This window comes from Sphingomonas sorbitolis (assembly GCF_036663875.1).
Classification (GTDB): Bacteria; Pseudomonadota; Alphaproteobacteria; order Sphingomonadales; family Sphingomonadaceae; genus Sphingomonas.
Genome location: NZ_JAXOJS010000011.1, coordinates 1 through 22,305 on the forward strand (window position 1 = coordinate 1; position 22,305 = coordinate 22,305).

Here is a 22,305-nt window from a genome sequence, read left to right on the forward strand (position 1 = left end):
CCATCGGCAACATCCCGCCTGCCGAAGCTGAAGATCAATATTATGCTGCCGCGGACAATATCGATATGGCAGCGTGACTCACAACCCAACGCCTCCGGTAGACCCGGCGCGGTTCAGTGGGCCTCACATGTTCGAAGGCGGGCGTATCGGGAATTATCTCGCAGGGCGAAGATGGCGCGATTCTCGATCCGTCGTTCCGTTGGCACATCGGTTCTAATACCAAGGCGATGACAGCCGCCCTATACGCTCGCTTGGTCGATCGCGGGCGGTGCCAATGGGGCATAAGCGTACCTAGTCTCTTCCCGGCAATCGCATCGCATCCGGCCTGGGTCGACATACGTGTCGAGGAACTATTAAGTCATTCAGCAGGCCTAACTGATACCTTTGTTGACCCTCGGTGGTTGGACGCGAGGCGCGCCGATTCAAAATCTGCCAATGAACAACGGCGCGATCTGGTTAAGCGCGTTCTTAGCAGTGCTCCGCCGGAACGGCGGGGTGTCTATCGCTACGGCAATCTGAACTACGTGATGGTGGGCGCAGCTATTGAAGAGGCGGTCAATGTTACGTGGGAGGAGGCACTGCGGGGCGAAGTTTTTGGAGCTCTGCGTATTGCGGAAGCGGGGTTTGGGGCACCTCCTCGAACGGGGCCGTGGGGGCGGGAAACTAATGGTGGCATCTTGAAACCCATTGACCCGGCCCTTGGTGAGGCTGACAATCCGGCGGTACTATGGCCATCCGGCGGCGTACACATCAGTGCCTCGGGTTACGCGCAATTCCTGGCCAGTTATTTGGGCGGCGGGCCACCTTTTCTTCGTACAACGACGCTAAATCACTTGCTTACACCAGCCCAGCCGGATTTGGCTACGCCGGGGGCTGGAGTCTTGACGGACCATCCGACTCTCCGGCCAGCAGACTAACGCACGATGGGTCGAACACCCTATGGTTTGCGAGTGCGATTATCGACCGCAAGTCCGGTCATGGGTACGCGGCGCTTACCAACTGCGGCGGCGAACGCGGGCGCGCGATTACATCGCAGATCCTCGAACGCATCTCCCTTAGACCACCAAGCACCTAGCCAGATCAAAGGGCGGGCCGATGAATGAGCGTCCGAAGATGGGAACCGTCTTCGTACCATTGAATGGCGGCTTGTGGGTCAGGTCGCGTTCTTCGGTTCAAGCGGAAGCAGGTCCGAACACAGACCAGCCTGTCCGTGCTGCCAGCATCTCAAGTGCTCGAACACCAAGGATCGAGTTGCCGTGCTGGTCAAGGTTCGGCGACCATACTGCAACGGATGCCCGCTCCGGGACGATTGCGAGGATTCCACCGCCAACGCCGCTCTTGGCGGGAAGGCCAACCCGAACTGCGAAGTCGCCAGAGCCATCATAATGGCCACACGTCATCATCAAAGCCAGGATGGTACGCGTGCGCTGGGCACGTTCCGCCTGATTGCTACCTCTCTTGCCGATCTTCGTTTTCGTCAGGAATAAACCGGTTAGCGCGAGGCCGGCGCAGTCGATGCTGATCGCACACTGTTTGGCGTACGCGTCCATGATGCGGTCGATGGGTGAAACGATGTTGTCATGATGTTTCATAAAACTAAGCATAGCTCGATTCAGGTCGCCGCCTTGCGCCAGTACCTCGTCGTCGAGTGCGACTGTGCCGCCCTTAAGCTGAGCGCGCACGAATTTAACGACAGCATCATCATCGTGCGCGCCCGCTATCACTACATCAACGACGACGAGAGCGCCGGCGTTGATGAAAGGGTTACGGGGAATGCCGCGCGTCCGCTCGAGATCGATAACGGAGTTGAACGGATCACCAGAAGGCTCGCGACCGACCCGCTTGAACACCGCGTCGCCGACGCAATGCATCGCAACTTCAAGTGCCAATACCTTGGAGATACTCTGGATTGGGAAGGCGGTGGTCGCCTCTCCGGCGGTGAGGACGGCGTCCTCGGTCGCGATCGCTATGCCGAACGGTCCCGGCCGAACACTCGGGTCCTTGGCGTCCGCTGCCTGCTCGATTCCAACGGCGTGCTCCGCAATCTCGGCTGCGATCTCGTCAATTATATTCTGCAAATCCATTACACGTGAACGCAGCGCTTCAGTTGTGTTTCCCTCGTTCTTTCAGGCTCAAAGCGGCCCGCAGGCTAACGTCGGTGACTTCCCCGATAATCCGTTACAAAATGTTGCTTAAGTGGCGGGTTCGGCATGAACCCGCCGCACAGCCTCAACGATAAGATCGCCCGGTTCGAGCCGCTGCGTTTCTGCCTCCCAGAACCCAAAGCTTCGATTGCCCCGGTAGATCCGGTGACCGAGGCCGGTGCGGATTTCCGACAAGGGGATGCCCACCTCTGCCGAGGTTACCGCTCGTTCGTGTAAGACGACCTGACCGTCGGCCGCAGCAAGATCGACCAGATATGACGCGATATGAGCGCCGTGGGTCGATCCTGCCAACAGGACCCCGGCAAGGCTTGCGGGATTGATCACGGTATCGGCCCCGGCTTGCCGTGCAATCGCTTCGTTGTCGTGCGACTTTATGACGACGCTAATGGGCACGCGTGGGGCCAGTCTTCGCGCGGTCAGGACAATCAGGATTGATGTGTCGTCTCGCCCGGCCGCGACGATCATCGCACGCGCACGAGCGAGTTGCGCGGCTTCCAGCGCCGCATTGCGCGTCGCGTCGCCCTGCATGACGGTTGCGCCCCGCGCTTCAGCGGCGTCGAGCGCGACAGTCCGATCGTCGATGACAACGATAGTCTCGGGATCAGCACCACGCTTGACGAGCTCGTCGACGGCTTCGGCGCCACTGGTGCCGTACCCGGCGACGACGACGTGACCATGGAGATGACGCTGGATGATGGTCATGCGCCACTTGTCCCAAACATTTTTGAGCAGGAAGTCATACGCCGTCCCCAGAAAGATGATCCATACAAAGAGCCTGACCGGTGTGACGACGAACGTGTCGAACATGCGCGCCTGGGTGGTCACGGGCACGATGTCGCCATAGCCGACGGTAGTGACCGTGATCATCGTGAAGTAGAGCACATCGAGGAAGCTGATCGCGCCGTCGATGTTGTCGCGCAGCCCATCACGGTCGAACCAGTGACCGAATAGCGCGATAGCTATGAGCGCGGAGGCAAGCCCCACCCGCCATAGCAGCCTGAGCCAGACCGGCATTCTGCCACGCCGTCTCAGGGTAAAGCTGGGTCTATGTGGACGGGTCATAGCTTGGTCTACGCGCCGTACCGATCGACCGGAAGGGTTGCCGATCACGTTTGAGCATCGCGGTTGCGAGCCAAGGCCAATGGATCAAGCGTGCATGAGTGTCAGACGTCGTGTCGGCCTACCGGACGCCGAACCCCGCAGTGCTGTTTTCGCCATCATCGGTCCGCTCGCGACCGGCGAGGACGTTTTCGAGTTCCGCTAATGAATGAGGTACGTCGAGGTGTTGCGCGCCAATGAACAACCGTGACCCATTACCTTCGGGCACCGCATGGGTCAGCTTGTCGATATCCACCAGCGCCTTGCCCTGCGGCAGTATCTCGATCTGAACAAATCGCATGTTATTTCTCATTTTGCGTCTGACGGCCGGATTGCCACGCGGTCGGTAACGAACCGCTGAGCCCTGAGGGTGCGGCATCAACTCGCGTCATCTGATAGCGTGGCCGAATTTTGCTTCGAGCGAGATGAACGAATGGCCGAAGTTAGGGAACGAAAAGTGCAGTCTGAATGTCAGCAAGTGGGTCATCGGCCAGACGCGCCATGGAACTTGGTTCAGAATAAACCATGCGCGAATTTACCTCGTAATATCAGGCAAATGGTTCGTCACCCTCAAGCTTCGTGCGAAGCATCAGGCGGCCGCATGCGGAGTCATAAGGTTCGGCGCGGTGCATGGTGCCGGTGTTGTCCCACATGACGAGGTCACCGGTCTTCCAGGCATGGCTGTAGCTGAACTCGTCGCGCGTCGCCCATTCGCGCAATCCGACCAGGAGCGCGGTGCTGTCCTTCGGGTCGAGCCCGACCACGTTGCGGGCGGTGCAGCCGAGGATGAGCGACTTGCGTCCCGAGGCGTGCGTCCACACCAGGGGCAGGTCCTTTTCGCCGAGCGCCTGCATCGTCTTCAGCATGTCGAGGCTGGGCTCGGGGCGGTAGTAGAACAACGATGCCCAAGGTGCATGCACGACTCGCAGAGGGTCGTACTCAGCCTGTCGGGTGGCGGGCAGGGCGTCATAGGCCGCATAGGTATTGCAGAAACCGGTGTTGCCGCCGCTCGGTGCCGGCACCACGCACGACAGGAGCGAAGCGAGGATCGGGACGTCGCTGTTTGTGCCGTCGATATGCCAGTAGAGCGAACCTTTCAGGAACTCCGCCGTCGCCGGGTTCTGCTTCGCATCGAGCGAGATCTTCGCGGTAGTCCTGCCATCGCTTCCTTCCGACGCCGGCATGCCGAGCGTCCGGGTGAATGCGACTTGTTCGGCTTCGGTGAAGTGAACCTCGGGAAAAATCAGCACGCCACGGGCCTCAAGCCGCGCGCGGATATCCTTGGCGAGATGGCCCGCAAGTAGGTCGGTCTTGTCGTTGAGGACGCGGCTGGCAATGGCGTCCTTCACGATCTCGGTGCGTAGCGTCGTCATGTCATGCTCCTGCGATGCGGGGGTCAGCGGGCGGGCTGCCACGTCGGTCCGCGGCACAGGAATGCGACGCATCCCTCGACCTTCAGCGTGCCGTCGGGGTTGCGGGCGAGCTTCGCCGTGTAGGTCTTGCCGCTGTCGGGATTATAGATCTTGCCCTTCCAGACCGATCCCGCGTCGGTGAACCCGGTCAGGATGAAGCTGCCTTCGATCGGGTTGCGGCGTTTGGACGGGTCGGGGTTGGCGATGTCGGTGGTCGGCTTGCCGGGCTCGTGCTTGAGGATCTTGACGATCCTGCCGCAGACCGCCGGGCCGCACGGCTCGATCCGGACCAGCGCCTTGCCCTCGTCGGTGATCCAGGTGCCGGTCACCGGCGTCGCGGCGATCGCGCCGGTAGCCGAGCCGATCAGGAGCGCCGCGAGCATGCCTGCGCCGAGCGTATGGAATTTCGCCATCATTCTATCTCCCAAGCGCCGCCGCCCGGACTAGCCAAAGCGAGGCGCGCCGTTTGTCGACCGGGACGATCCCGGCGGTCCGTACAAAGCAGTGGGTGATGGAGGCGCGATGGAGCGACGATGTCGAAACCGCGAACGCGTCAGGTCAGAGGGGTAGCCATACCGAGAAGCAGGCGCCGGATCGGTCGACGCGGTTCTTCGCCATGATGCGCCCGCCATGCGCCTCGGTGATCTTCGCGGCGAGCGTCAGGCCGACGCCGCTGCCGGGGCGACCGGCCAGCCTGTCGCTGCCGGCGCGCCAGAACGGCATGAACATGCGCGCCTCGTCGTCGATCGCAAAACCGTCGCCCTCATCGGTCACGCTGACGATCGCGTGGCCGGACGCGCTGAAGACGGCAACGTCGATCCGGCTGCGATCGGGGGCGTGCTTGATCGCGTTGGTAAGGATGTTGGTCATCACCTGCATCAAACGGACCGGGTCGCCGTTCACCAGCACCGTTTCGCTGGACTCGACGATGGCGACGTCGCGCTCGCTCGCCGATCCGCGCAGGTCGCCGACCGCTAGTCCCAGCAACACCGCCAGATCGACCGGGCGCCGGTCGAGATCGAGTTCGCCCGCATCGGCATGCGCTAGAGTCCGCAGATCCTCGACGAGATGCGACAGGTGCTCGACCTGGCGGAGCAGTCGGTCGGCCTCGCCGGTCGCGGGATCGATCACGCCGTCGGCCAGCCCGTGCAGCCGCCCCTTCAGGATCGTCAGCGGGGTGCGCAGTTCGTGGGCGATGCCCGCGGTCAGGACGGTGCGTTCGCGTTCATACGCGTCGATGTCCGCGGCCATCCGGTTGAAGCTCTCGATCAGCTCGCCGGTTTCGCCCGAGGTGCTGCCGCGCTCCACCCGCACCGACCGGTTTCCGGCCGAAACGCGCGCGGCGGCGTTCGCGACGGCGGTGATCGGTCGGCTGATCCGACGCGCGAATACCATCGCCACCCCGCCGCCGACCAGGATCGAGACCAGCGCGATCGTCGCGACGAACCCCAGGTCGGTGAGCGCGGGGGCCTTCGCGCCATAGCGATCGAACAGGTCGAAATAGCGATCGCTGCCCTCCTGATGCGTCCGCACCAGCAGCTCCAGCTGCTCGCGTGCCTTGGGCGGCATGTGGTGCGTCGTGACGCTCAACCGGTAGCGGATGGCGGCAACATAGGCGACCATGCCGAGCAGCATCGTGATGATCGTCGTCGCCGCGGCGAGCACGACCATCCGCGTTACGATGCGGTTCAGGAGGCGGGCCACAGGCGATATCCCATTCCGCGCACCGGTTCGATCATGTCGATGCAGCCCGCCGCCCCCAGCTTCTGGCGCAGTTTAGACAGATGGCTGTCGACCACCCGGTCATAAGCGTCGCTGTCGGGCGACGCCGCCTCGAGCAGTTCCGCGCGCGAGAAGGCGCGGCGCGGCTGGCGTGCCATGTGCGCGAGGATCTCGAACTCGCTCGGGGTCAGCGGGATGCGGACGGGCTCGTCGCCGTCGGCGTTGCGGCAGCTGACGACGCGCGCGTCGAGTTCGATCAGCAGCGTGCCGACCGACAGCGTCCGCCGGTTGGTCGCGCCCTGCGCCCGACGCAGTACCGCACGGATGCGCTCGACGACTTCGGACGGGTTGAACGGCTTCACGACGTAATCGTCCGCGCCGATCCGCAGCGACGACAGCTTGGTCACTTCGTCGTCGTGCGCGGTGATCATGATGACCGGCGTGTCGGCGCGGCGGCGGATCGTCGTCAGCACGTCGAGCCCATCGCCACCCGGCAGGCCGATATCGAGCAGCATCAGCACCGGGTTAGACTGGGCATGCGCGCGGATCGCGTCCTGTACGGTACCCGCCTTCACCACCTCGAAGCCGGCGCGCTCGACATAGGCCGCGAGCAGCTCGGCGATCTCGCGCTCGTCCTCGACGATCAGGATACGGTCGGTCACTCGGTGTTCCTCGGCTCATTCGATTGTCAGGGCTTTTGCCGCGAAGTGTGGACGAACGATGGAGGGGGCGCTCCATCGTTCGTCCATCATACCCACGACGCGTCTTCATCGCCGTCCGCCATCAGCCTGTTCGACCCCGCCAGCCCAAGGCGGGAACCACTCGAAAGGCCTTATCCCATGACTCGTTTCGTTTCCGCCAGCCTGATCGCTCTTGGCGCGGCCGCGTCGCTTTCGTCCGTCGCGCAGGCGCAGGACGAACCCGCGCGCGGTATCTACGCGGTGGCGCGCGCCGGTGCCTCGGTCAATTCCGAGCAGAAGTTCGACGTCGACTCGCTGCCGTCGCAGTTCGACAACAAGACCAAGTACAAGACCGGGCTGACCGGCGAGATCGGCGGCGGCTACGACTTCGGGATGTTCCGCGTCGAACAGACGATCGGGTACAACGGCAACAGCCTCAACCTGAAGAACCTCGGCACGGACAATCTGCCGGCGTCGGGTCGCACGCGATCATACAACGTCAGCGTGTCGGGCTATGTCGACATCCCGCTCCATGCCGTGTTCGTGCCGTATCTCGGTGGCGGCATCGGCGCGTCGCGGGTCGACGCAAACCTCTCCCGGACCGGCGCGAACGGTCTGAGCAGCAGCTATGCCGGCAAGGACTGGGGCATGACGTGGCACGGCGACGCGGGCATCGGCATCAACGTCGCGCCGAAGACCACGATTGAGGTCGGCGGCCGGTATTCGCAGACCAGCAAGCTCGCGTTCGAGGGGCAGGATGCAGGCGCGGCCACTCGTTACGAACCCAAGCTGCGCACGCTGTCCGGCACGATCGGCGTCCGCCACATCTTCTGAAATACCGAAGGTCTCGCCCGGCTCGCAATCGAACGCGAGCCGGGGGCCGTCGTCCGTAATATTCGATTTGAAGGATCAGGCGTATGCTGATGCCGATCCTGCTCGCCTTGACGGGTGCGCAGCAGGAGCCCGTAGCGACGATCCCGAACGCGGCCTCGCTCTACGACTGCGCAGCGTCCGAGCCCATTATCCGTATGACGGTATCGGGCCTGCGCGATCAGAGCGGCCGGTTGAAGATGGAGCTGTATCCAGCGGATGAGAGCGATTTCTTCGCCAAGGACGATGCACTGCTGCGCGCTGGCAAAGTGTTCCGCCGGGTCGTCGTCGCCGTACCGCCCCACGCACGAGGTCTATCGCTCTGTGCCAACGTCCCGCGACCCGGTCGCTACGCAGTCCTCTTCATCCACAAGCGTAGCGGCAATCGAAGCTTCAGCATCGACGATGATGGCGTGAGCCTGCCCGGCAGCCAGCATATCGGTCGTCGTCGCCCACCGTTCGGGCAGGCGATCGTCACCGTGGGCGACGAGGTAACGACGGTCGCAGCGCCGATGCAGTATCTGCACGGCCTTGCCGGCTTCGAGCAGATGTTACCGTGAAGCGCAGGTCGGTCGGTGTAACAACGCTATCGGTGCGGCGCGGTCACCGCCAGCGAACAGTAAATGCAGTTTGTATTCTCGCATCTCTCGCTACTGCGATCATCACGGAGAATTGGTTGGCAGAGCTGTTCGACGATCATTTGGTCGCAACAATGCTCATGCTCATCGCCGGTATCGTCACAATTGCACTAGTCTTGCCATTCGTCACGCGCGCCCGGTAATCACCGTCATATTGAGTCGCGCGTCGATGTGAACGAATGGCCGGAACCGAGCGCGCGGACGAACGCTGCGAACGACCGGTTGTGGGTCACTCCAGCCCGCGGTTGTGAGAGGCGCGAAGGAGGCTGGCCGCTTTTACAGGTCGCGCTCCGAAAGTGGTACGACTGAAAAGCCAGCGGACCTAACTCGTGTCATGCCAGTTCCCGTCTCGTCACTGTCCGGAGAGCAAATCCATGCGCCTGATCGCAATCGAAGAACGCATCCTCCCGCAGGAGGTGCGCGACGGATGGAGCGCCGCGCCGCTGCCGCTTGATCCGGTGTCGGCCTTTGCGGATGGCGGGGACAACGGAGCCCGCCTTGCCGATCTCGGCACGGGCCGCCTCGCGCTGATGGACGAGCAAGGCGTCGACGTGCAGGTCCTGTCACTCACTACGCCCGGGCTCCATAATCTGGCTCCTGGCGTCGCGGTCGAATTCGCGTACCGGGTAAACGACCGGATCGCCGAGACCTGCGCCCGCCATCCTGATCGCTTCCAGGAGTTCGCGGCGCTGCCGACGCCAGATCCCGAGGCCGCGCCGCGCGAACTCGAGCGCGCTGTCCGTGACCTTGGCCTGAAGGGCGCGTTGCTGTGCGGTCGGACGCGCGACCGGCACCTCGATCATTCCTCCTTTCGCCCGATGCTGGCTAATACCGTCGTCACCAATGAAAAGGGTCATGTCGTGACGGTGATCCCGGGGCGACAGCGATGAGCGTTGCGGGCGCTGCAATCCTGTCGAAAATGGAGTCCGCCCTACGCCGTTTCATCCCCGATGAGGCAGCCGTCACGACCGAACTGCTGCTGCGCCTGAGGGACGCCCTGGAGCCGGGCGACGAGCAATGGTTCGATCAATTCGACAGCCATGTCATGACGCTCGACGGCGCCAGTACCTATCAGCCGCAAGGCAACACGGAGCGATTTGCTTTCGCCCACGCCCTGCAAGCTGCGTTGCTCGCGCTGCATGAGCTTGTTCGCCGACGGCGCGAGGGTGAGGTGACGAAGCCGCCTTCGAATACCGACGAAGGCAATCGTACCGACGTTGCCGGGCGGGGGCCGTCCGAACGCGACCGGCTCCTCCACGCTGTGCAGGACACCCTGTTCATACTTACCCGGACGGCTCGCGCACCCGCCCGTTTACTCAACGACGTCGAGGATCGTTCGGACTGGAAGGATCTGGTTCTATGGTTCGTCGAGGCGCTAATCGGGGAAGGTCTCGCGACGATCGAGGGTGGAGATCGTACGTCGACATCCCACCTCAAGCATCTTCGCGACCATCCATACGATAGGGGTGGCGATGATCAGGCGTGGGAAACGCTGCTCGTGTCGCTCACCGGACTCGGTGTCCTGTTTACAACCGAGATGGGGATCGTCACTCTGGGCCAGCCGCTCAGTACCTCATTTACCGCGAAAGCGGAGGGGTGGGGTATCGGTGAGTGGACGGCGCCGGCGCACCATGTCGATGCCGCGCCGTCCCACGGCACGTCGTCGGACGTTTCGGCTGCGATTGCGGATGGGCGGTGGACCATCAACACCCGAGTGCTTCTCGATGACGGCGGACAGTTGGTAGTCTTTCTGTCGGACAATGCGAACGACCCGACGGTATCGGCGATTGTCGGACGCGAGGTATTCCGCTGCGACTTACGTGGCGCGCCTATGTGGCAGATCGCAGCTGAGGCCGGGACGACCGATTCCAGAACGCATCCTTTCGATCACGCGACCGTGACCAACGAGCCTTTCGTCAGCGTGTTCGAGGCGGAAGGAAACTATTACGCCAGCCGCTGGAACGGCGACACATTCGTGATTGATATGTCTAGCGGAAAGGCATCGTACTCGGGTTGGGCTCGGACGTGATGACGGTCGCGGTATATCTGGTGTGAATTTATAATCCGGCTTCTTGTGCGCTGATCGCGGCCGCGTCTCAAGAATACCTAAGCGACGTTGCCGCAACTGACGATTTTCGACCCTTAGTCGCGACAGATGCAACCAAATTTGACGTTGGCACGCTAAATTTCGGCGCGAACCAGAAAGCGCATGCCATCTTCTTGATGGTACGGAACAAGTCACGCCGCCTTGATTTGAGGTCTGGTTGCGCGTTGCGACGTTCCCTGATCGGGCTCCCCGTTTTCTCACCCAAATCCGCCAAAAAAATTGTCCAGCGTACTGAGTGCGGCCGTACGAACGAGATGAACGAATGGCCGAAGTTGGAAACATGAAAAGTGGTCGCTAATGGCCGAAACTGGGGCATTTGGAGCCGCTCTGTTTTCAAGTGCGGTCGTCCCTTCCATCCGCCAGCGTCAGCTGGCGGTGGCGTTAAGCGGAAAGATCAGCAACGTCGACGTCGCCGAAGCGCAAAGCCGCCCCTGTGCATCGATCAGCCGACCTTCCGAGAAGCCAACACGACGCCCTATGGAGACGATCTTGCCCTCGGCACGTACGGGGCCACTCGTGTCGGTCAATGCCCGGTGATACGAAACCTTGAGTTCCAGCGTCGTGTAGCCCTGACCGGCGGGCAGGCTCGAATGGACGGCGCAGCCGCATGCGCTGTCGAGCAAGGTCGCGGCATAGCCGCCATGTACCGATCCGATCGGATTGAAGACTTTGTGCGACGGCGAGCCTTCGAATACCACGCGGCCGCGTTCCAGCTCGACAAGCGAGAACTCCAGCGTATCGCCGATCGGCGGATTACGGTTGGTCGCCATCAATGCGGCCAGCTGGTCATGGCCATCAAGGCCTGCATGATCAGTCAGCACGTTCATGCGCGTGCATCCTCTTTTTGATCGACTTGAACAGCGGGCTGCATTGCCGCGATCCACGCCCGGGTTTCCCGCAACAGCTCGTCCGACAATGCGGTGTCGTCGATGGCGCGTGACAGTATGACGGCACCGACCATCGCCGCCCACCGGCCGATCGCAGCCTGACGCCGCTCAGCATCGGTGTTACCCGGCAGGCTGCGCGCGAAGCGATCGATATGCATGCTCAACCCATGCGTCATGGCAGCGCGCGCCTCAGGTGTTTGGTGGCGCATCAAGCCGGCGAGACTAGCCATCGGACATCCCTGGTCCGGATTCTCGCGGTGCAGCGGTGATAGATAGGCGTCGGTCCACGCATCGATATCGTCCATGCCGGCGCTCTCGCCCGCCAGAGCGTCAGCGACCGTCGCGACGATCAGGTCGTCTTTGGAGGCGAAGTGGCCATAAAAGCCGCCATGCGTCTGCCCAGACGCCTTCATGACATCGGCAACCGTCACCGCCGCGAATCCGCGATCGCGGAAAAGCCGGCTAGCCTCCTGCAGAATGCGACGACGGTTCCCGACCATCTGCTCGCGACTGACCTTCATCGAAATAATCTCCGTCTGCCCGTTGACGTTTCATGACGGCTATCACATTTAGCCATTCATGATGCATGTCATCAATATAGCGATGCGTTTCGAAAGGGCAATCCGATGACCAAACCTGCAGTTCTTATTACCGGCGCTTCCACCGGCATCGGTGCCACCTATGCGGACCGCTTCGCCCGCCGCGGCCATGACCTCGTTCTGGTGGCCCGCGATGCTGCGCGTCTCGATGCGCTGGCGTCGAAGCTCAGAGGAGAGACCGGCGTCGCGGTGGACGTGCTGCCCGCCGACCTGACGAACCTCGACCAGATGGCCGTCGCCGAGGCGCGTCTGCGCGACGACGACCGCATCGGCATTCTCATCAACAATGCAGGCGCGGGGCTCGGGGGCAGCTTCGTTGATCAGCCGACCGAAGCCGTCGATCGCCTGATCGCGCTCAACACCACCTCGGTTGCGCGGCTCGCCAGTGCGGTGGCACCACGCCTTGCCGCACGCGGGGATGGGGCAATCATCAACATCAGTTCGGCCGTAGGATTGGCGCCGGAATACGGGATGACCGTCTACGGCGCTACCAAGGCGTTCGTGCTGTTCCTGTCGCAGGGATTGGCGCTCGAACTGGGGCCCAAGGGCGTTTACGTGCAGGCTGTGTTGCCAGCGGCGACCCGCACCGAACTCTGGGGCCGCGCCGGTGCCGACGAGGCATCGCTGCCTCCGATGATGGAGGTGGGCGAAATGGTGGACGCAGCGCTTGCCGGCTACGACGCCCGCGAAGGCGTGACGATCCCGCCGCTGCACGACGGCGACCTGTGGGACACGTTCCAGACTGCGCGGCGGTCGATGCTGCCGGGCTTCGGCGAGATTCATCCCGCGCCGCGCTACGCCGCCTGATCCTGTCCAGATATTTCGAAACGAAAGACCCGCACCATGTCCGCATCCAGCCTCTTCTCACCCTATGATCTGGGACCTGTGACGCTCGCCAACCGCCTTGTCATGGCCCCGCTGACGCGCAATCGCGCCGGTGCCGGCCTAGTGCCAACCGACCTGATGGCGGAGTATTACGGCCAGCGCGCGTCGGCGGGCCTCATCATCACCGAAGCGTCGCAGGTGTCTCGGCAGGGGCAGGGGTATCAGGATACGCCGGGCATCTACACCGACGCGCAGGTCGCGGGCTGGCGCAAGGTGACTGATGCGGTCCACGCGAGGGGCGGGAAGATCTACTTGCAGCTCTGGCATGTCGGCCGCGTCAGTCACGTCGACTTGCAGGAGAATGGCGCCGTGCCGGTCGCGCCGTCGGCCATTCGTGCCGAAACGAAGACCGTGGTCAATAACGGCTTCGTCGACGTGTCCGAGCCACGCGCGCTGGATATCGACGAGATCCCGGGGATCGTCCATGACTTCCGTCGTGGTGCGGCCAACGCGATCGCAGCCGGCTTCGATGGCGTTGAGGTGCACGGCGCCAATGGCTATCTGCTCGACCAGTTCGTCAAGGACGGCGCGAACCACCGCACCGACGCCTATGGCGGCGCGATCGAGAACCGTGCTCGCCTGATGATCGAGGTCACCGAAGCAGTCGCCGACGAAGTCGGGCCGGAGCGTACCGGTATCCGCCTATCACCGGTGTCGCCAGCGAACGGCATCGCGACCAGCGACCCGCAGCCGCTGTTCGAGCACATCGTCGAAAAGCTCGATGCACTGGGCATCGCCTACATCCACGTCGTCGAGGGCGCGACCGGCGGCCCGCGCGACGCAGCGCCGTTCGACTATGACGCGCTCCGCACCCGTTTCCGCGGTGCGTACATTGCCAATAACGGCTTCGACCAAAAGCTTGCCGAGACGCATCTGGCGGACGGCAAGACCGACCTGATCGCGTTCGGCCGTCCCTTCATCGCCAATCCCGATCTGGTCGAGCGGATGAAGGCGGGTGTGCCGCTCGCGCCGGTCGATCCGCAGACGCTCTACGGTGGTGGCGCCAAGGGCTATACCGATTATCCCGTCGCGACGGTCACCCAGGAGAGCGCATCATGAAGGCATATCAGCTTGAGCGGTATGGCAAGGGGCAACGGCTGAAGCTCGCCGAACTGCCCGATCCCGTACCTGCGTCCGGCGAGGTTCTGGTCGAGATCCATGCGACCGCGATCAACCAGCTCGACGGCAAGATCCGCGACGGCGCCTTCAAGCCGATCCTGCCCTACAAGCCGCCCTTCATCCTGGGGCATGATCTGGCCGGCATCGTCACCGCGGTCGGTACAAACGTGCGCCGCTTCAAGGTCGGCGATGCGGTCTATGGCCGCCCGCGCGACGGGCGGATCGGGACCTTTGCCGAGCGCATCGTGGTCAGCGAAGCCGATCTCGCCGCGAAACCTGCTAGCCTGTCGATGGCGGAAGCCGCGTCCCTCCCGCTCGTCGGTCTGACCGCGTGGCAGGTACTGGTCGAGCGCGCGGGCCTGAAGTGCGGGCAGAAGATCCTGATCCATGCGGGCTCGGGCGGCGTTGGCACGATTGCGATCCAGCTCGCCAAGCATCTCGGCGCAACCGTCGCGACCACGGCAAGCGCCGCCAATGCCGATCTGGTCAGGCGCCTCGGTGCAGACGTCGTCATCGACTACAAGACGCAGGATTTTTCCGAACTGCTGTCCGGATACGACGTCGTCCTCAACAGCCTCGACGGGAAGACGCTCGAAAAGTCGCTCAAGGTCCTGAAGCCGGGCGGCAAGCTGATCTCGATATCGGGACCGCCCGACCCGGCATTTGCCAAGGCGCAGGGCCTGAATCCGGTCATACGGCTCGTCCTGCGCCTGATGAGTGCGGGCATCCGGCGCAAGGCGAAGCGCCAAGGCGTCGCCTATTCGTTCCTGTTCATGCACGCCGATGGCGGGCAATTGGGCAAGCTCGGCGCGCTGATCGACCAGGGTTCGCTCCAGGCCGTCGTCGATCGGACCTTCGCGTTCGAAGGCCTGAATGAGGCGGTGGACTATGTCGATTCCGGCCGCGCCAAGGGCAAGGTCGTCGTGACGGTTCGCCCGTAACGGGGCGGCCGTGGCGTTGCGTCCGTATCGGGACGTTGACCTGTATCCAGCCTATGCTCTCGATCCGGAAACCGAGGACTTTATGATGACCACGACACAATCGGCCCGGGGGGCGTGGGCTACCGTCGCCACCCGCACGGTGGCGGCTGCGGGTACCCGCTTCGCCTATCGACAGCTCGGCAGGGGACGCGGCGTACCCCTCGTGCTGCTCAACCACTGGGGCGCCAATCTCGACAATTTCGATCCGTCGATCGTCGAGGCGCTGGCCAAAGGGCGACCGGTATTCACGTTCGACTACCGCGGTGTCGGCGCATCGGGCGGCGATGCGCCGCTCACGGTCTCGACCATGGCGGACGACATGCTCGCGGCGATCCACGCGCTCGGGCTCGATACGATCGACCTGATGGGCTTCTCGCTGGGCGGCTTCGTTGCGCAAGACATAATCCTGAAGCGTCCAGAGCGTGTTCGCCGGCTGATCCTAACCGGTACCGGGCCGGCGGGCGGCACCGGCATCGAGAAAGTCGGCTCGGTATCCTGGCCGCTGATCGTCAAGGGCATGCTGACGTTTCGCGATCCGAAGACGTTCCTGTTCTTTACCGCGAGCAAGCCCAGCCGTCACGCGGCACAGGCGTTCCTCGCGCGCCTGAAAGTCCGCGATGCTGACCGCGATGCCGCCGTCACGCCGAAAGCCTTCCTGCGCCAGCTTAAGGCGATCACGGCTTGGGGAACGCAGCCCCCGCAGGATCTGGGCGTCATCCGCCAGCCGGTGCTCATCGCCAATGGCGACCACGATATCATGGTGCCCAGCGAGAACTCACGGGATCTCGCGCGCCGCATTCCGGGTGCCGAACTCGTCCTTTACCCCGACGCCGGCCATGGCGGCATCTTCCAGTATCCCGAACTCTTCGCCGACCGCGCAATCGCGTTTCTTGACGCCTGAGGTTTCTTCGCGACGTCGCGAGCATCGGGGAAGGAGCAGCGCAACTGAGTTTCCCAATTTGCGAGCGGGTAGCTGGAAGTCGAAGCGGCCCTCTTGCGAAAATGAACGAGCGTCCGAAGTTGGGAAGCGAAAAAGGGCGCCTGAATGTCTGAAAGTGGGTCAACGGCTCGCCGGTCGCCAAGGATAGATCCTCGGTATAAAGGCAAGCCGCGATCACGGCAAAAGGACACCGTCGTCATAATCGATCATCTCGCACCTGACGCTTATGGCCTCCTTATCTTAGCACCTGAGATTGCCCTTGGAAGTGGCTGGCTTGGCGGCGACAGGGTCGTCGGTCGCGCAGCCATCCGTGACCTGTTAAAGAAGGCCGCTCGTTTCAACGGAGAGGAACGGCAGAGACTAACTATCCATTTGCCCAGCAGAGCACTCACGCTCCGGTTGGATGAGGTCGAACGATACTGCGGAGCGTAACACTGCTCCGCGATGGGAGCCTAAGGGATGCCCGTTTCCGAATAGCACTGTCAGTAGGCCTAAGTGGCTGGAGTTGTGTCGTCGCTCCACGTACCTTCCTCGACGGACCCATCGCCGCCCGTGGTCGATGGCGTTTCGATGTGGATGGGATTAGTGCGGGGGACAAGACCGTCCTTCGAAAGAACTTCAGCCTTCCGATCGGAAACCGACATCCACGACGACGCAAATCATGAGCTTCGCAATTTGAGACTGCTGAGCGAGCATTGCGGCGACGTGTTCGCAACGGTCGGGCCGGACATGAGGTTTCGCTACGTCTCTTCGTCCGTAACGAGGATCTTGGGATGGCCGATAGAGTCCGCGATTGGTCGTGCAGTCACCGATTTCGTCGTGGACGAGGACGTGCCAATTATTGGGGCTGCGACCTCGCAACTCCGCGCCGGACTCATCAGAAGCGCGATCGTCACCGTTCGCGTCAGGCATCAAGACGGAACGATCGTGTGGGCCGAGATCACCTCCCGTCCCATTGGCGAACCCGGTTCGGCTGACCTCGGTGAGCGGGCCGTCGTGATACGGGACGTCACTGAGCGCAAGGCGTTGCAGGATGCCCTGACCTCCATGGCGATGAAGGACGGTTTGACCGGCCTTGCCAATCGCCGTGCCTTCGATATCGCACTTGCGGACGCATGGTCAAAGGTGAGGGCATCGCGAAGTCAGATGTCGCTACTGCTGATCGACGTGGACTTCTTCAAGGAGTTCAATGACGCCTACGGACATCAGACTGGGGACGACTGCCTCCGCGCGATATCGACAGCGCTTCTCGGGCTGCCTCTTGCGGTGGGCGATGTCGTAGCGAGGTATGGCGGCGAAGAACTGGCAGTCATCCTGCACCGCTCCGGCGCCGCGGAGGCGGTGGAAATGGCGGGGCTGGCGTGCGACGCGGTGCATCGTCTGCAGCTTCCTCACAGGAGGCCCCCGACGGCCGATGGGATACTGACGATCAGCGTCGGAGCAGCGACCGTTCTCTGGCGAGAAGGCGGGTCTTCAAACATGCCCCACGCCCTTATCGCCTCGGCCGATCGCGCGTTGTATCAAGCCAAGAGCAACGGTCGAAACCGAGTATCGACCGGCCTAGTGCTGGGCGCGTCAGCCTAGCCGGCGGTACAGACCAAAGAGTACACGCATGCTGCTGAATCTCATGGAGACGAGGCGTGAATGCTGTTTCTTATCCGGTCGTTTAGTGCGCCAGCATGAAGATGAATGAGTGGCCGAAGTTGGCGAGGGCGAAAGCCTCATGAGCGTCCACATCTGGGTCCCATCCGTTGCGCGTCGCGCTACGCTCTGACGGAACGTTGGATCATGCCGATCACCTCGCTTAGCGTCGCGACATCGACATTGAATGGGGATTTGGAGCCGGGCTGGTATCAAAGCCAGTGTTCCACTTCGATGAATGGCTCGGACAGCCGTTCGAACCGCAACGGCCGGCGTTTGATCGAGCGTGACGGTTCCATCGGGTTACTTGGCGGTGGCAAGCGCGTTGGTCACGGCTAGGAGAGGCATGGCCATCAACGCCAAGGTCAGCATCGCACCATAGGCGACGAGCTCCCCGAGCTGCCAGATCATGCCGGACAAGGCGGTCACCAGCGCCAGTAATGCACCAAGCAGCACGGCGTTGAGGCCCTGAGCGCTGGATGACAGGCGGTTTGGAACACGCGCGGCAATGATCAGCATCGGCGCCAAAATCGCCCCCGTCGCCGAAAGGCCTTGCAGGAGTTGCGCGCCGCACAATGCTATTATTCCCGGCCCCGTTGCCATGATCGCCCAGCGAAGGGCCGCAGCGAAGCTGGCCACCGCGATCATCATACGGGGATCGCGGCCGGAAAGAACTCTCGCGCCAAACACGAAGGCGATGATTTCGGACGCGACCGCGAGCGCATTGAGCAGGCCGATCGTGCGAGGCGGTATTCCGCTGGCAGTCCACTGGATCGCACCAAAGCTGTTGATCAGCCCGTGACTGCCCATGACCATCGAGGCAGCGACGAGGGACGCCATGAGTTGTCGATCGGCGAACAGTTCACGCCAACCGCTGTTGCGGCCCGGCAATTCGCGCATCAGCAGCCGGTCACGTGGTAGGATCGGGACGATCAAAACGGGTATGAGAAGCAGGACGGCGATCAGGACGGGTAGGATTCTGATGCCGGCAACGCCCAGAGCCCATCCGGCGGCTGCATTCGAGGCGACCACCGCGATCGATCCCCATACGCGCATCCGCCCGAAATCCAGCGCGTGGCTGCGGACGGCCATCACGGCATAGGCATCGACGAGCACGGGGATCTGATCCCACACGATCGCAAATGCCACGACCGAAACGACCCGCCCAATATGCCCCGGCGCGATGAGCAGCGTCGTGACGAGGATCGCTGCGACGATCGCAGTAACCGCGATGCCGTCGCGAACACGACCTCGCCGGCCGCACCAGGCCGCAAAAGGCGCCACGGTGGCGAGACGCAGGATCAGTGGAATGGCCATGAGAACGCCGATTTCGGTCGACGTCGATCCGGTCGCGTTGAGCCAGACGGGCAGAAACGCATAGAAGCCGTAGTGAAGGTACAAGCCACCATACAAGGCGGATACGCGCCGCCCCAGATGTGCGACCCGTGCCGAACCGGCCCCTCCATCCGATTTGCTGGCCGCTTCAATCGGAACGTCGTGCATAGCAGATACCCTCGTTGCGCAGCGTCGATGACATCGATACCATAACTGATAATCAGGGAGATGATATGGCTTTGCACACGGATCTTTCGGCATTGGTACAGGGGGCTGCGACACAAGCGCCTCCGCTGGACCTGGCAGCCGCCCTGCCGGCCATGCGCGCGCAGATGCGCGCCGTCGGCGACGCGTTCTCGCGGCCCGACGCGGTCGAGACGCAAAGCATCGACTTGGGCGCGTGTCCCGGTCGGCTTTATCGTCCGGCGGATGGCCCGAGTAGCGCGCTGCTGCTGTTCATTCACGGGGGTGGATGGATATTTGGCGATCTCGACACCCATGACGCGATGTGCGCGCATATTGCGCACGAGGCGGGATGTGCAGTGCTGGCGGTCGGATATTGCCTCGCGCCCGAGCACCCGTTTCCCGCAGGCCTTGACAATTGCGACGATGCCTATCGCTGGGGTGTCGCCAATGCCGAGACGTTGGGCATCGATCCCGCGCGCGTAGCGATCGGCGGTGAGAGCGCGGGCGCCAATCTTGCCGCTGCGGTTACCTTGCGGCGCCGCGCGCGTGGGGAACCGCAACCGCTATTCCAGATTCTGGTTCATCCGCTGACGGACTTCCGTTTAATCGCGCCATCGATTGCCGCAATCGAGGGGCCCGGCATCACCAGGGATCAGATGGTCCAGATGCGAGCGATGTATCTCGGCGCCGATGGCGATCCCGCCGATCCCGAAGCGTCGCCGTTGCTGGCGACGTCCCATGCCGATCTGGCGCCCGCCATCGTGCTCACCGCCGAATGCGACCCGCTCCGCGATGACGGCGAGGCGTATGCGCTTGCCCTCGCTACCGCTGGCGTGGAGACACTGATCCAGCGTCTGCCAGGCCTGCCGCACGGTTTCCTGTTCCTGCCAGCCGAAATACCGGTGGTCGCCGATGCTTATCGCTTGCTGGGGTCGCTGATACGGCGATATGCGCAAAGACGATGAACAAAAACGCCGGTGGACCCGTCCGCCCGACCATGGCGGCAATCGCCGAACTTGCCGGCGTCTCCAAGATCACCGTCTCGCGCGCGCTGAATGGGAGTGAGCTTGTCAGGCCCGAAGTGCGTGAACGCATCGCCGAGGTGGCGCGGGCGGCCGGGTATCGCCTGAACGTCGCCGCCCGCAGTCTGCGCACGCGTCGCAGCCGCACGGTTGCGGTGGTCGTGGAAAAGCTGGTGGATGGCGCTCGCCCCATCGCGGACCCGGTCCTGCTGCTGCTGCTCGGCGGACTGCTCGAGGTCCTGACACCCGCCGATCACGCGATGCTGGTGACGACACGCGACCATTTTCTCGGTTCGCTCGGGATCTCCGCGGACGGGATCATCATGATCGGCCAAGGTCAGGATGGCAGTCGCGTCGGCGAGATCGCCGCTTCGGGGTTGCCGATCGTCATCTGGGGCGCAGGCGAAGCGGGCAGTGCGAACGTGATCGGCAGCGACAATCGGCTTGGTGGCTATCTCGCGGCCGAGCACATGATCGCAACGGGGCGGCGCCGAATCCTGTTCGTCGGCGACCCTGCGCATCCCGAGGTCGCCCGGCGCCTAGACGGTGTGCGCGACCGGTTGGCGGCGAGCGAGTCGATGCTGATCGCGGTTGCCAAATGCGAATTCTCGCGTCCCGGTGGGGCGCGGGCGGTCGAGGATGCATTAGCCTCGGGGACAGTCTTCGACGCCGTTATCGCGGTTAGCGATTATATCGCCGCGGGCGCGTGCGACACGTTGATCGGCCGGGGTATGGCAATACCCGGCGATGTCGCGGTCATCGGCTTCGACGACGTCGCGGTCGCCGCGAACCATCGTCCGCCGATCAGCTCGATCCGTCAGGATTGGCATGCTGCCGGCCGCGCGCTGGCCCAAGCACTGCTCGCCCAACTCGGCGAAAGCGGCGAAATGGCGGAAACCTTGCTGCCGGTCGAATTGATCATTCGCGAATCGACCGCCGGCTAGACGGTCTTCAGATGGTTCGCGAAGAAGCGTGCCATGATGTCGAACGTCTCGTGCGCCTCGGGCAGGTCGGTATCGACATGATGCGCGTGCCACATCCCGTCGAACACGACGAGATCGGCGCTGGCACCCGCGGCGAGGAGTCGACGGTGCATCACCGTCAGCGAACTCGCGGCGAAGTCGCGCGTCCCGGTGATCAGCAATGCCGGGGGAAATTCTGTTAAAACCGCCGCATGGTTGCCCGGAAAGACGCGGGGATCGTGCTCGTCCGCTTCGGCCAGGAAGGGAAGGGGCATCAAGCGGCTAACGACGTCTGCCTCCGCGACGCTGTTCAGCACCGGTGCGAGCGCAAGCGAGTCGCCCCCCAATTCCAGGCCCGTCGCATGCAGCATGGCGATCGCCCCGGGTAGCGGCAGGCGTTCCTCGATAAGCCGTGCCACGGCCTGCGCCGCCAGGACGCCGCCTGCCGAACAGCCATAGATGCCGATCGAGGCCGGTGCCCGGGTTTCGGTCAACGCATGATAACATCGCAGTACGTCGTCGACCGCCGCGGGATAGAGGTATTCCGGCGCGAGCCGGTAATCGACGGCGATGACGAGGCGCCGCGCGATGGCCGCGAGCGGGACCGCCTCGATCAATGCGCCGGCTCCCGCGCCCCACATGAATGCCCCGCCGTGCAGGCTGAGCAACGCACCGTCGTCGATGACGCCATCTGTGGGCGTAACCATCGCGACGGGAACACCGCCCAGAACTGTCTGCTCGATCCGGACGTCGAACCTGCGCAGCGCGACGTCGAGCCGCCGCCTGTTGATGGCGTCGTAGTGGTCGCGGGTGTCGATCAGGGTGCCGATCGGCGTCGCGGCGCCTTGGACGCTGGTGGCGAAACGTTCACGTGCTGCGGTGCTGACCCAGTCGGCCAGGTCAAACGGGTTGTTTGGTTCGTCAATCACATATGTATGGTATCGATTATCATTGAGCTTAACAATCCCAGAAATGGAGAGTGAAACCACAATTGACATCGATACCATTTCACGGCAGATGAGGGTGATGGCCCGTAAGTGGCTGGGAGGATGATCGT

The 22,305-nt window shown here is 63.0% G+C and carries 23 protein-coding genes; 12 read left to right on the forward strand and 11 right to left on the reverse strand.

Annotated elements, in window-relative coordinates; genetic code table 11:
- Nucleotides 1–116: 116 nt before the first annotated feature.
- Entirely contained in the window at nucleotides 117–917 is an 801-nt protein-coding gene (locus tag U1763_RS21155) for a serine hydrolase domain-containing protein (RefSeq protein WP_443026946.1), read from the forward strand.
- Between the two features lie 255 nt (nucleotides 918–1,172).
- Here the strand turns inward: U1763_RS21155 and glsA are convergent, their stop codons facing one another.
- From glsA to U1763_RS19850, 7 genes are all read right to left on the reverse strand, one after another.
- Entirely contained in the window at nucleotides 1,173–2,084 is a 912-nt protein-coding gene (glsA, locus tag U1763_RS19820; protein WP_332756649.1) for a glutaminase A, read from the reverse strand.
- Nucleotides 2,085–2,192: 108 nt separating this feature from the next.
- Nucleotides 2,193–3,227: a potassium channel family protein gene (locus U1763_RS19825; protein ID WP_443026947.1), complete on the reverse strand. Its 1,035-nt coding sequence runs from the start codon at nucleotides 3,225–3,227 to the stop codon at nucleotides 2,193–2,195.
- A 118-nt stretch (nucleotides 3,228–3,345) separates the two neighbouring features.
- The gene (locus U1763_RS19830; RefSeq protein ID WP_332756651.1) at nucleotides 3,346–3,564 is read right to left on the reverse strand and encodes a hypothetical protein; all 219 of its coding nucleotides are present in this window, start codon (nucleotides 3,562–3,564) and stop codon (nucleotides 3,346–3,348) included.
- Between the two features lie 247 nt (nucleotides 3,565–3,811).
- Entirely contained in the window at nucleotides 3,812–4,636 is an 825-nt protein-coding gene (locus U1763_RS19835; protein ID WP_332756652.1) for a TauD/TfdA dioxygenase family protein, read from the reverse strand.
- Between the two features lie 23 nt (nucleotides 4,637–4,659).
- Nucleotides 4,660–5,088: a DUF2147 domain-containing protein gene (locus U1763_RS19840; RefSeq protein ID WP_332756653.1), complete on the reverse strand. Its 429-nt coding sequence runs from the start codon at nucleotides 5,086–5,088 to the stop codon at nucleotides 4,660–4,662.
- Nucleotides 5,089–5,233: 145 nt separating this feature from the next.
- Nucleotides 5,234–6,379 (reverse strand): sensor histidine kinase, encoded by a 1,146-nt coding sequence (locus tag U1763_RS19845; protein WP_332756654.1) that lies wholly within the window; start codon nucleotides 6,377–6,379, stop codon nucleotides 5,234–5,236.
- Nucleotides 6,364–7,059 carry a response regulator gene (locus U1763_RS19850; RefSeq protein ID WP_332756655.1) on the reverse strand — a complete coding sequence of 232 codons (696 nt, stop codon included), beginning with the start codon at nucleotides 7,057–7,059 and terminating at the stop codon, nucleotides 6,364–6,366. Before U1763_RS19850 ends, U1763_RS19845 begins: the two co-directional genes overlap by 16 nt.
- A gap of 177 nt (nucleotides 7,060–7,236) precedes the next feature.
- On the opposite strand from U1763_RS19850, the gene U1763_RS19855 reads away from it, so the two are divergent.
- The 4 genes from U1763_RS19855 (at nucleotide 7,237) to U1763_RS19870 (ending at nucleotide 10,614) form a co-directional block, all read left to right on the forward strand.
- On the forward strand, nucleotides 7,237–7,911 hold the full coding sequence (locus U1763_RS19855; protein ID WP_332756656.1) for an outer membrane protein: 675 nt from the start codon (nucleotides 7,237–7,239) through the stop codon (nucleotides 7,909–7,911).
- 83 nt (nucleotides 7,912–7,994) lie between these two features.
- Nucleotides 7,995–8,507, forward strand: a complete 513-nt coding sequence (locus U1763_RS19860) for a DUF2141 domain-containing protein (RefSeq protein ID WP_332756657.1) — start codon at nucleotides 7,995–7,997, stop codon at nucleotides 8,505–8,507.
- A gap of 452 nt (nucleotides 8,508–8,959) precedes the next feature.
- Nucleotides 8,960–9,475: an amidohydrolase family protein gene (locus tag U1763_RS19865; RefSeq protein ID WP_332756658.1), complete on the forward strand. Its 516-nt coding sequence runs from the start codon at nucleotides 8,960–8,962 to the stop codon at nucleotides 9,473–9,475.
- Nucleotides 9,472–10,614 carry a hypothetical protein gene (locus U1763_RS19870; protein WP_332756659.1) on the forward strand — a complete coding sequence of 381 codons (1,143 nt, stop codon included), beginning with the start codon at nucleotides 9,472–9,474 and terminating at the stop codon, nucleotides 10,612–10,614. The genes U1763_RS19865 and U1763_RS19870 overlap by 4 nt, the downstream gene beginning before the upstream one ends.
- Nucleotides 10,615–11,057: 443 nt before the next feature.
- Here U1763_RS19870 and U1763_RS19875 read toward each other — a convergent pair whose 3' ends face one another.
- Nucleotides 11,058–11,519, reverse strand: a complete 462-nt coding sequence (locus U1763_RS19875) for a PaaI family thioesterase (protein WP_332756660.1) — start codon at nucleotides 11,517–11,519, stop codon at nucleotides 11,058–11,060.
- Nucleotides 11,516–12,100, reverse strand: a complete 585-nt coding sequence (locus tag U1763_RS19880) for a TetR/AcrR family transcriptional regulator (protein ID WP_332756661.1) — start codon at nucleotides 12,098–12,100, stop codon at nucleotides 11,516–11,518. Before U1763_RS19880 ends, U1763_RS19875 begins: the two co-directional genes overlap by 4 nt.
- 105 nt (nucleotides 12,101–12,205) lie before the next feature.
- Here U1763_RS19880 and U1763_RS19885 point away from each other — a divergent pair, with 105 nt between their 5' ends.
- From U1763_RS19885 to U1763_RS19905, 5 genes are all read left to right on the forward strand, one after another.
- Nucleotides 12,206–12,985 (forward strand): SDR family NAD(P)-dependent oxidoreductase, encoded by a 780-nt coding sequence (locus U1763_RS19885; RefSeq protein WP_332756662.1) that lies wholly within the window; start codon nucleotides 12,206–12,208, stop codon nucleotides 12,983–12,985.
- Between the two features lie 36 nt (nucleotides 12,986–13,021).
- Complete coding sequence (locus U1763_RS19890) at nucleotides 13,022–14,122, forward strand: alkene reductase (protein WP_332756663.1); 1,101 nt, start codon at nucleotides 13,022–13,024, stop codon at nucleotides 14,120–14,122.
- On the forward strand, nucleotides 14,119–15,123 hold the full coding sequence (locus U1763_RS19895) for an NADP-dependent oxidoreductase (RefSeq protein WP_332756664.1): 1,005 nt from the start codon (nucleotides 14,119–14,121) through the stop codon (nucleotides 15,121–15,123). Before U1763_RS19890 ends, U1763_RS19895 begins: the two co-directional genes overlap by 4 nt.
- An 85-nt stretch (nucleotides 15,124–15,208) precedes the next feature.
- On the forward strand, nucleotides 15,209–16,063 hold the full coding sequence (locus U1763_RS19900; RefSeq protein ID WP_332756665.1) for an alpha/beta fold hydrolase: 855 nt from the start codon (nucleotides 15,209–15,211) through the stop codon (nucleotides 16,061–16,063).
- Nucleotides 16,064–16,654: 591 nt separating this feature from the next.
- Entirely contained in the window at nucleotides 16,655–17,686 is a 1,032-nt protein-coding gene (locus U1763_RS19905) for a GGDEF domain-containing protein (protein ID WP_332756666.1), read from the forward strand.
- Between the two features lie 360 nt (nucleotides 17,687–18,046).
- On the opposite strand, the gene U1763_RS19910 is transcribed toward U1763_RS19905, so the two are convergent.
- A complete protein-coding gene (locus U1763_RS19910) occupies nucleotides 18,047–19,246 on the reverse strand; it encodes an MFS transporter (RefSeq protein WP_332756667.1) in 1,200 nt (399 codons plus the stop codon).
- 14 nt (nucleotides 19,247–19,260) lie between these two features.
- On the opposite strand from U1763_RS19910, the gene U1763_RS19915 reads away from it, so the two are divergent.
- Nucleotides 19,261–20,229, forward strand: coding sequence for an alpha/beta hydrolase (locus U1763_RS19915; RefSeq protein WP_332756668.1), 969 nt, complete (start codon nucleotides 19,261–19,263; stop codon nucleotides 20,227–20,229).
- Nucleotides 20,226–21,230: a LacI family DNA-binding transcriptional regulator gene (locus U1763_RS19920; protein WP_332756669.1), complete on the forward strand. Its 1,005-nt coding sequence runs from the start codon at nucleotides 20,226–20,228 to the stop codon at nucleotides 21,228–21,230. The genes U1763_RS19915 and U1763_RS19920 overlap by 4 nt, the downstream gene beginning before the upstream one ends.
- On the opposite strand, the gene U1763_RS19925 is transcribed toward U1763_RS19920, so the two are convergent.
- Nucleotides 21,227–22,246, reverse strand: a complete 1,020-nt coding sequence (locus tag U1763_RS19925; protein WP_332756670.1) for an alpha/beta hydrolase — start codon at nucleotides 22,244–22,246, stop codon at nucleotides 21,227–21,229. The genes U1763_RS19920 and U1763_RS19925 overlap by 4 nt on opposite strands.
- Nucleotides 22,247–22,305: the final 59 nt, after the last annotated feature.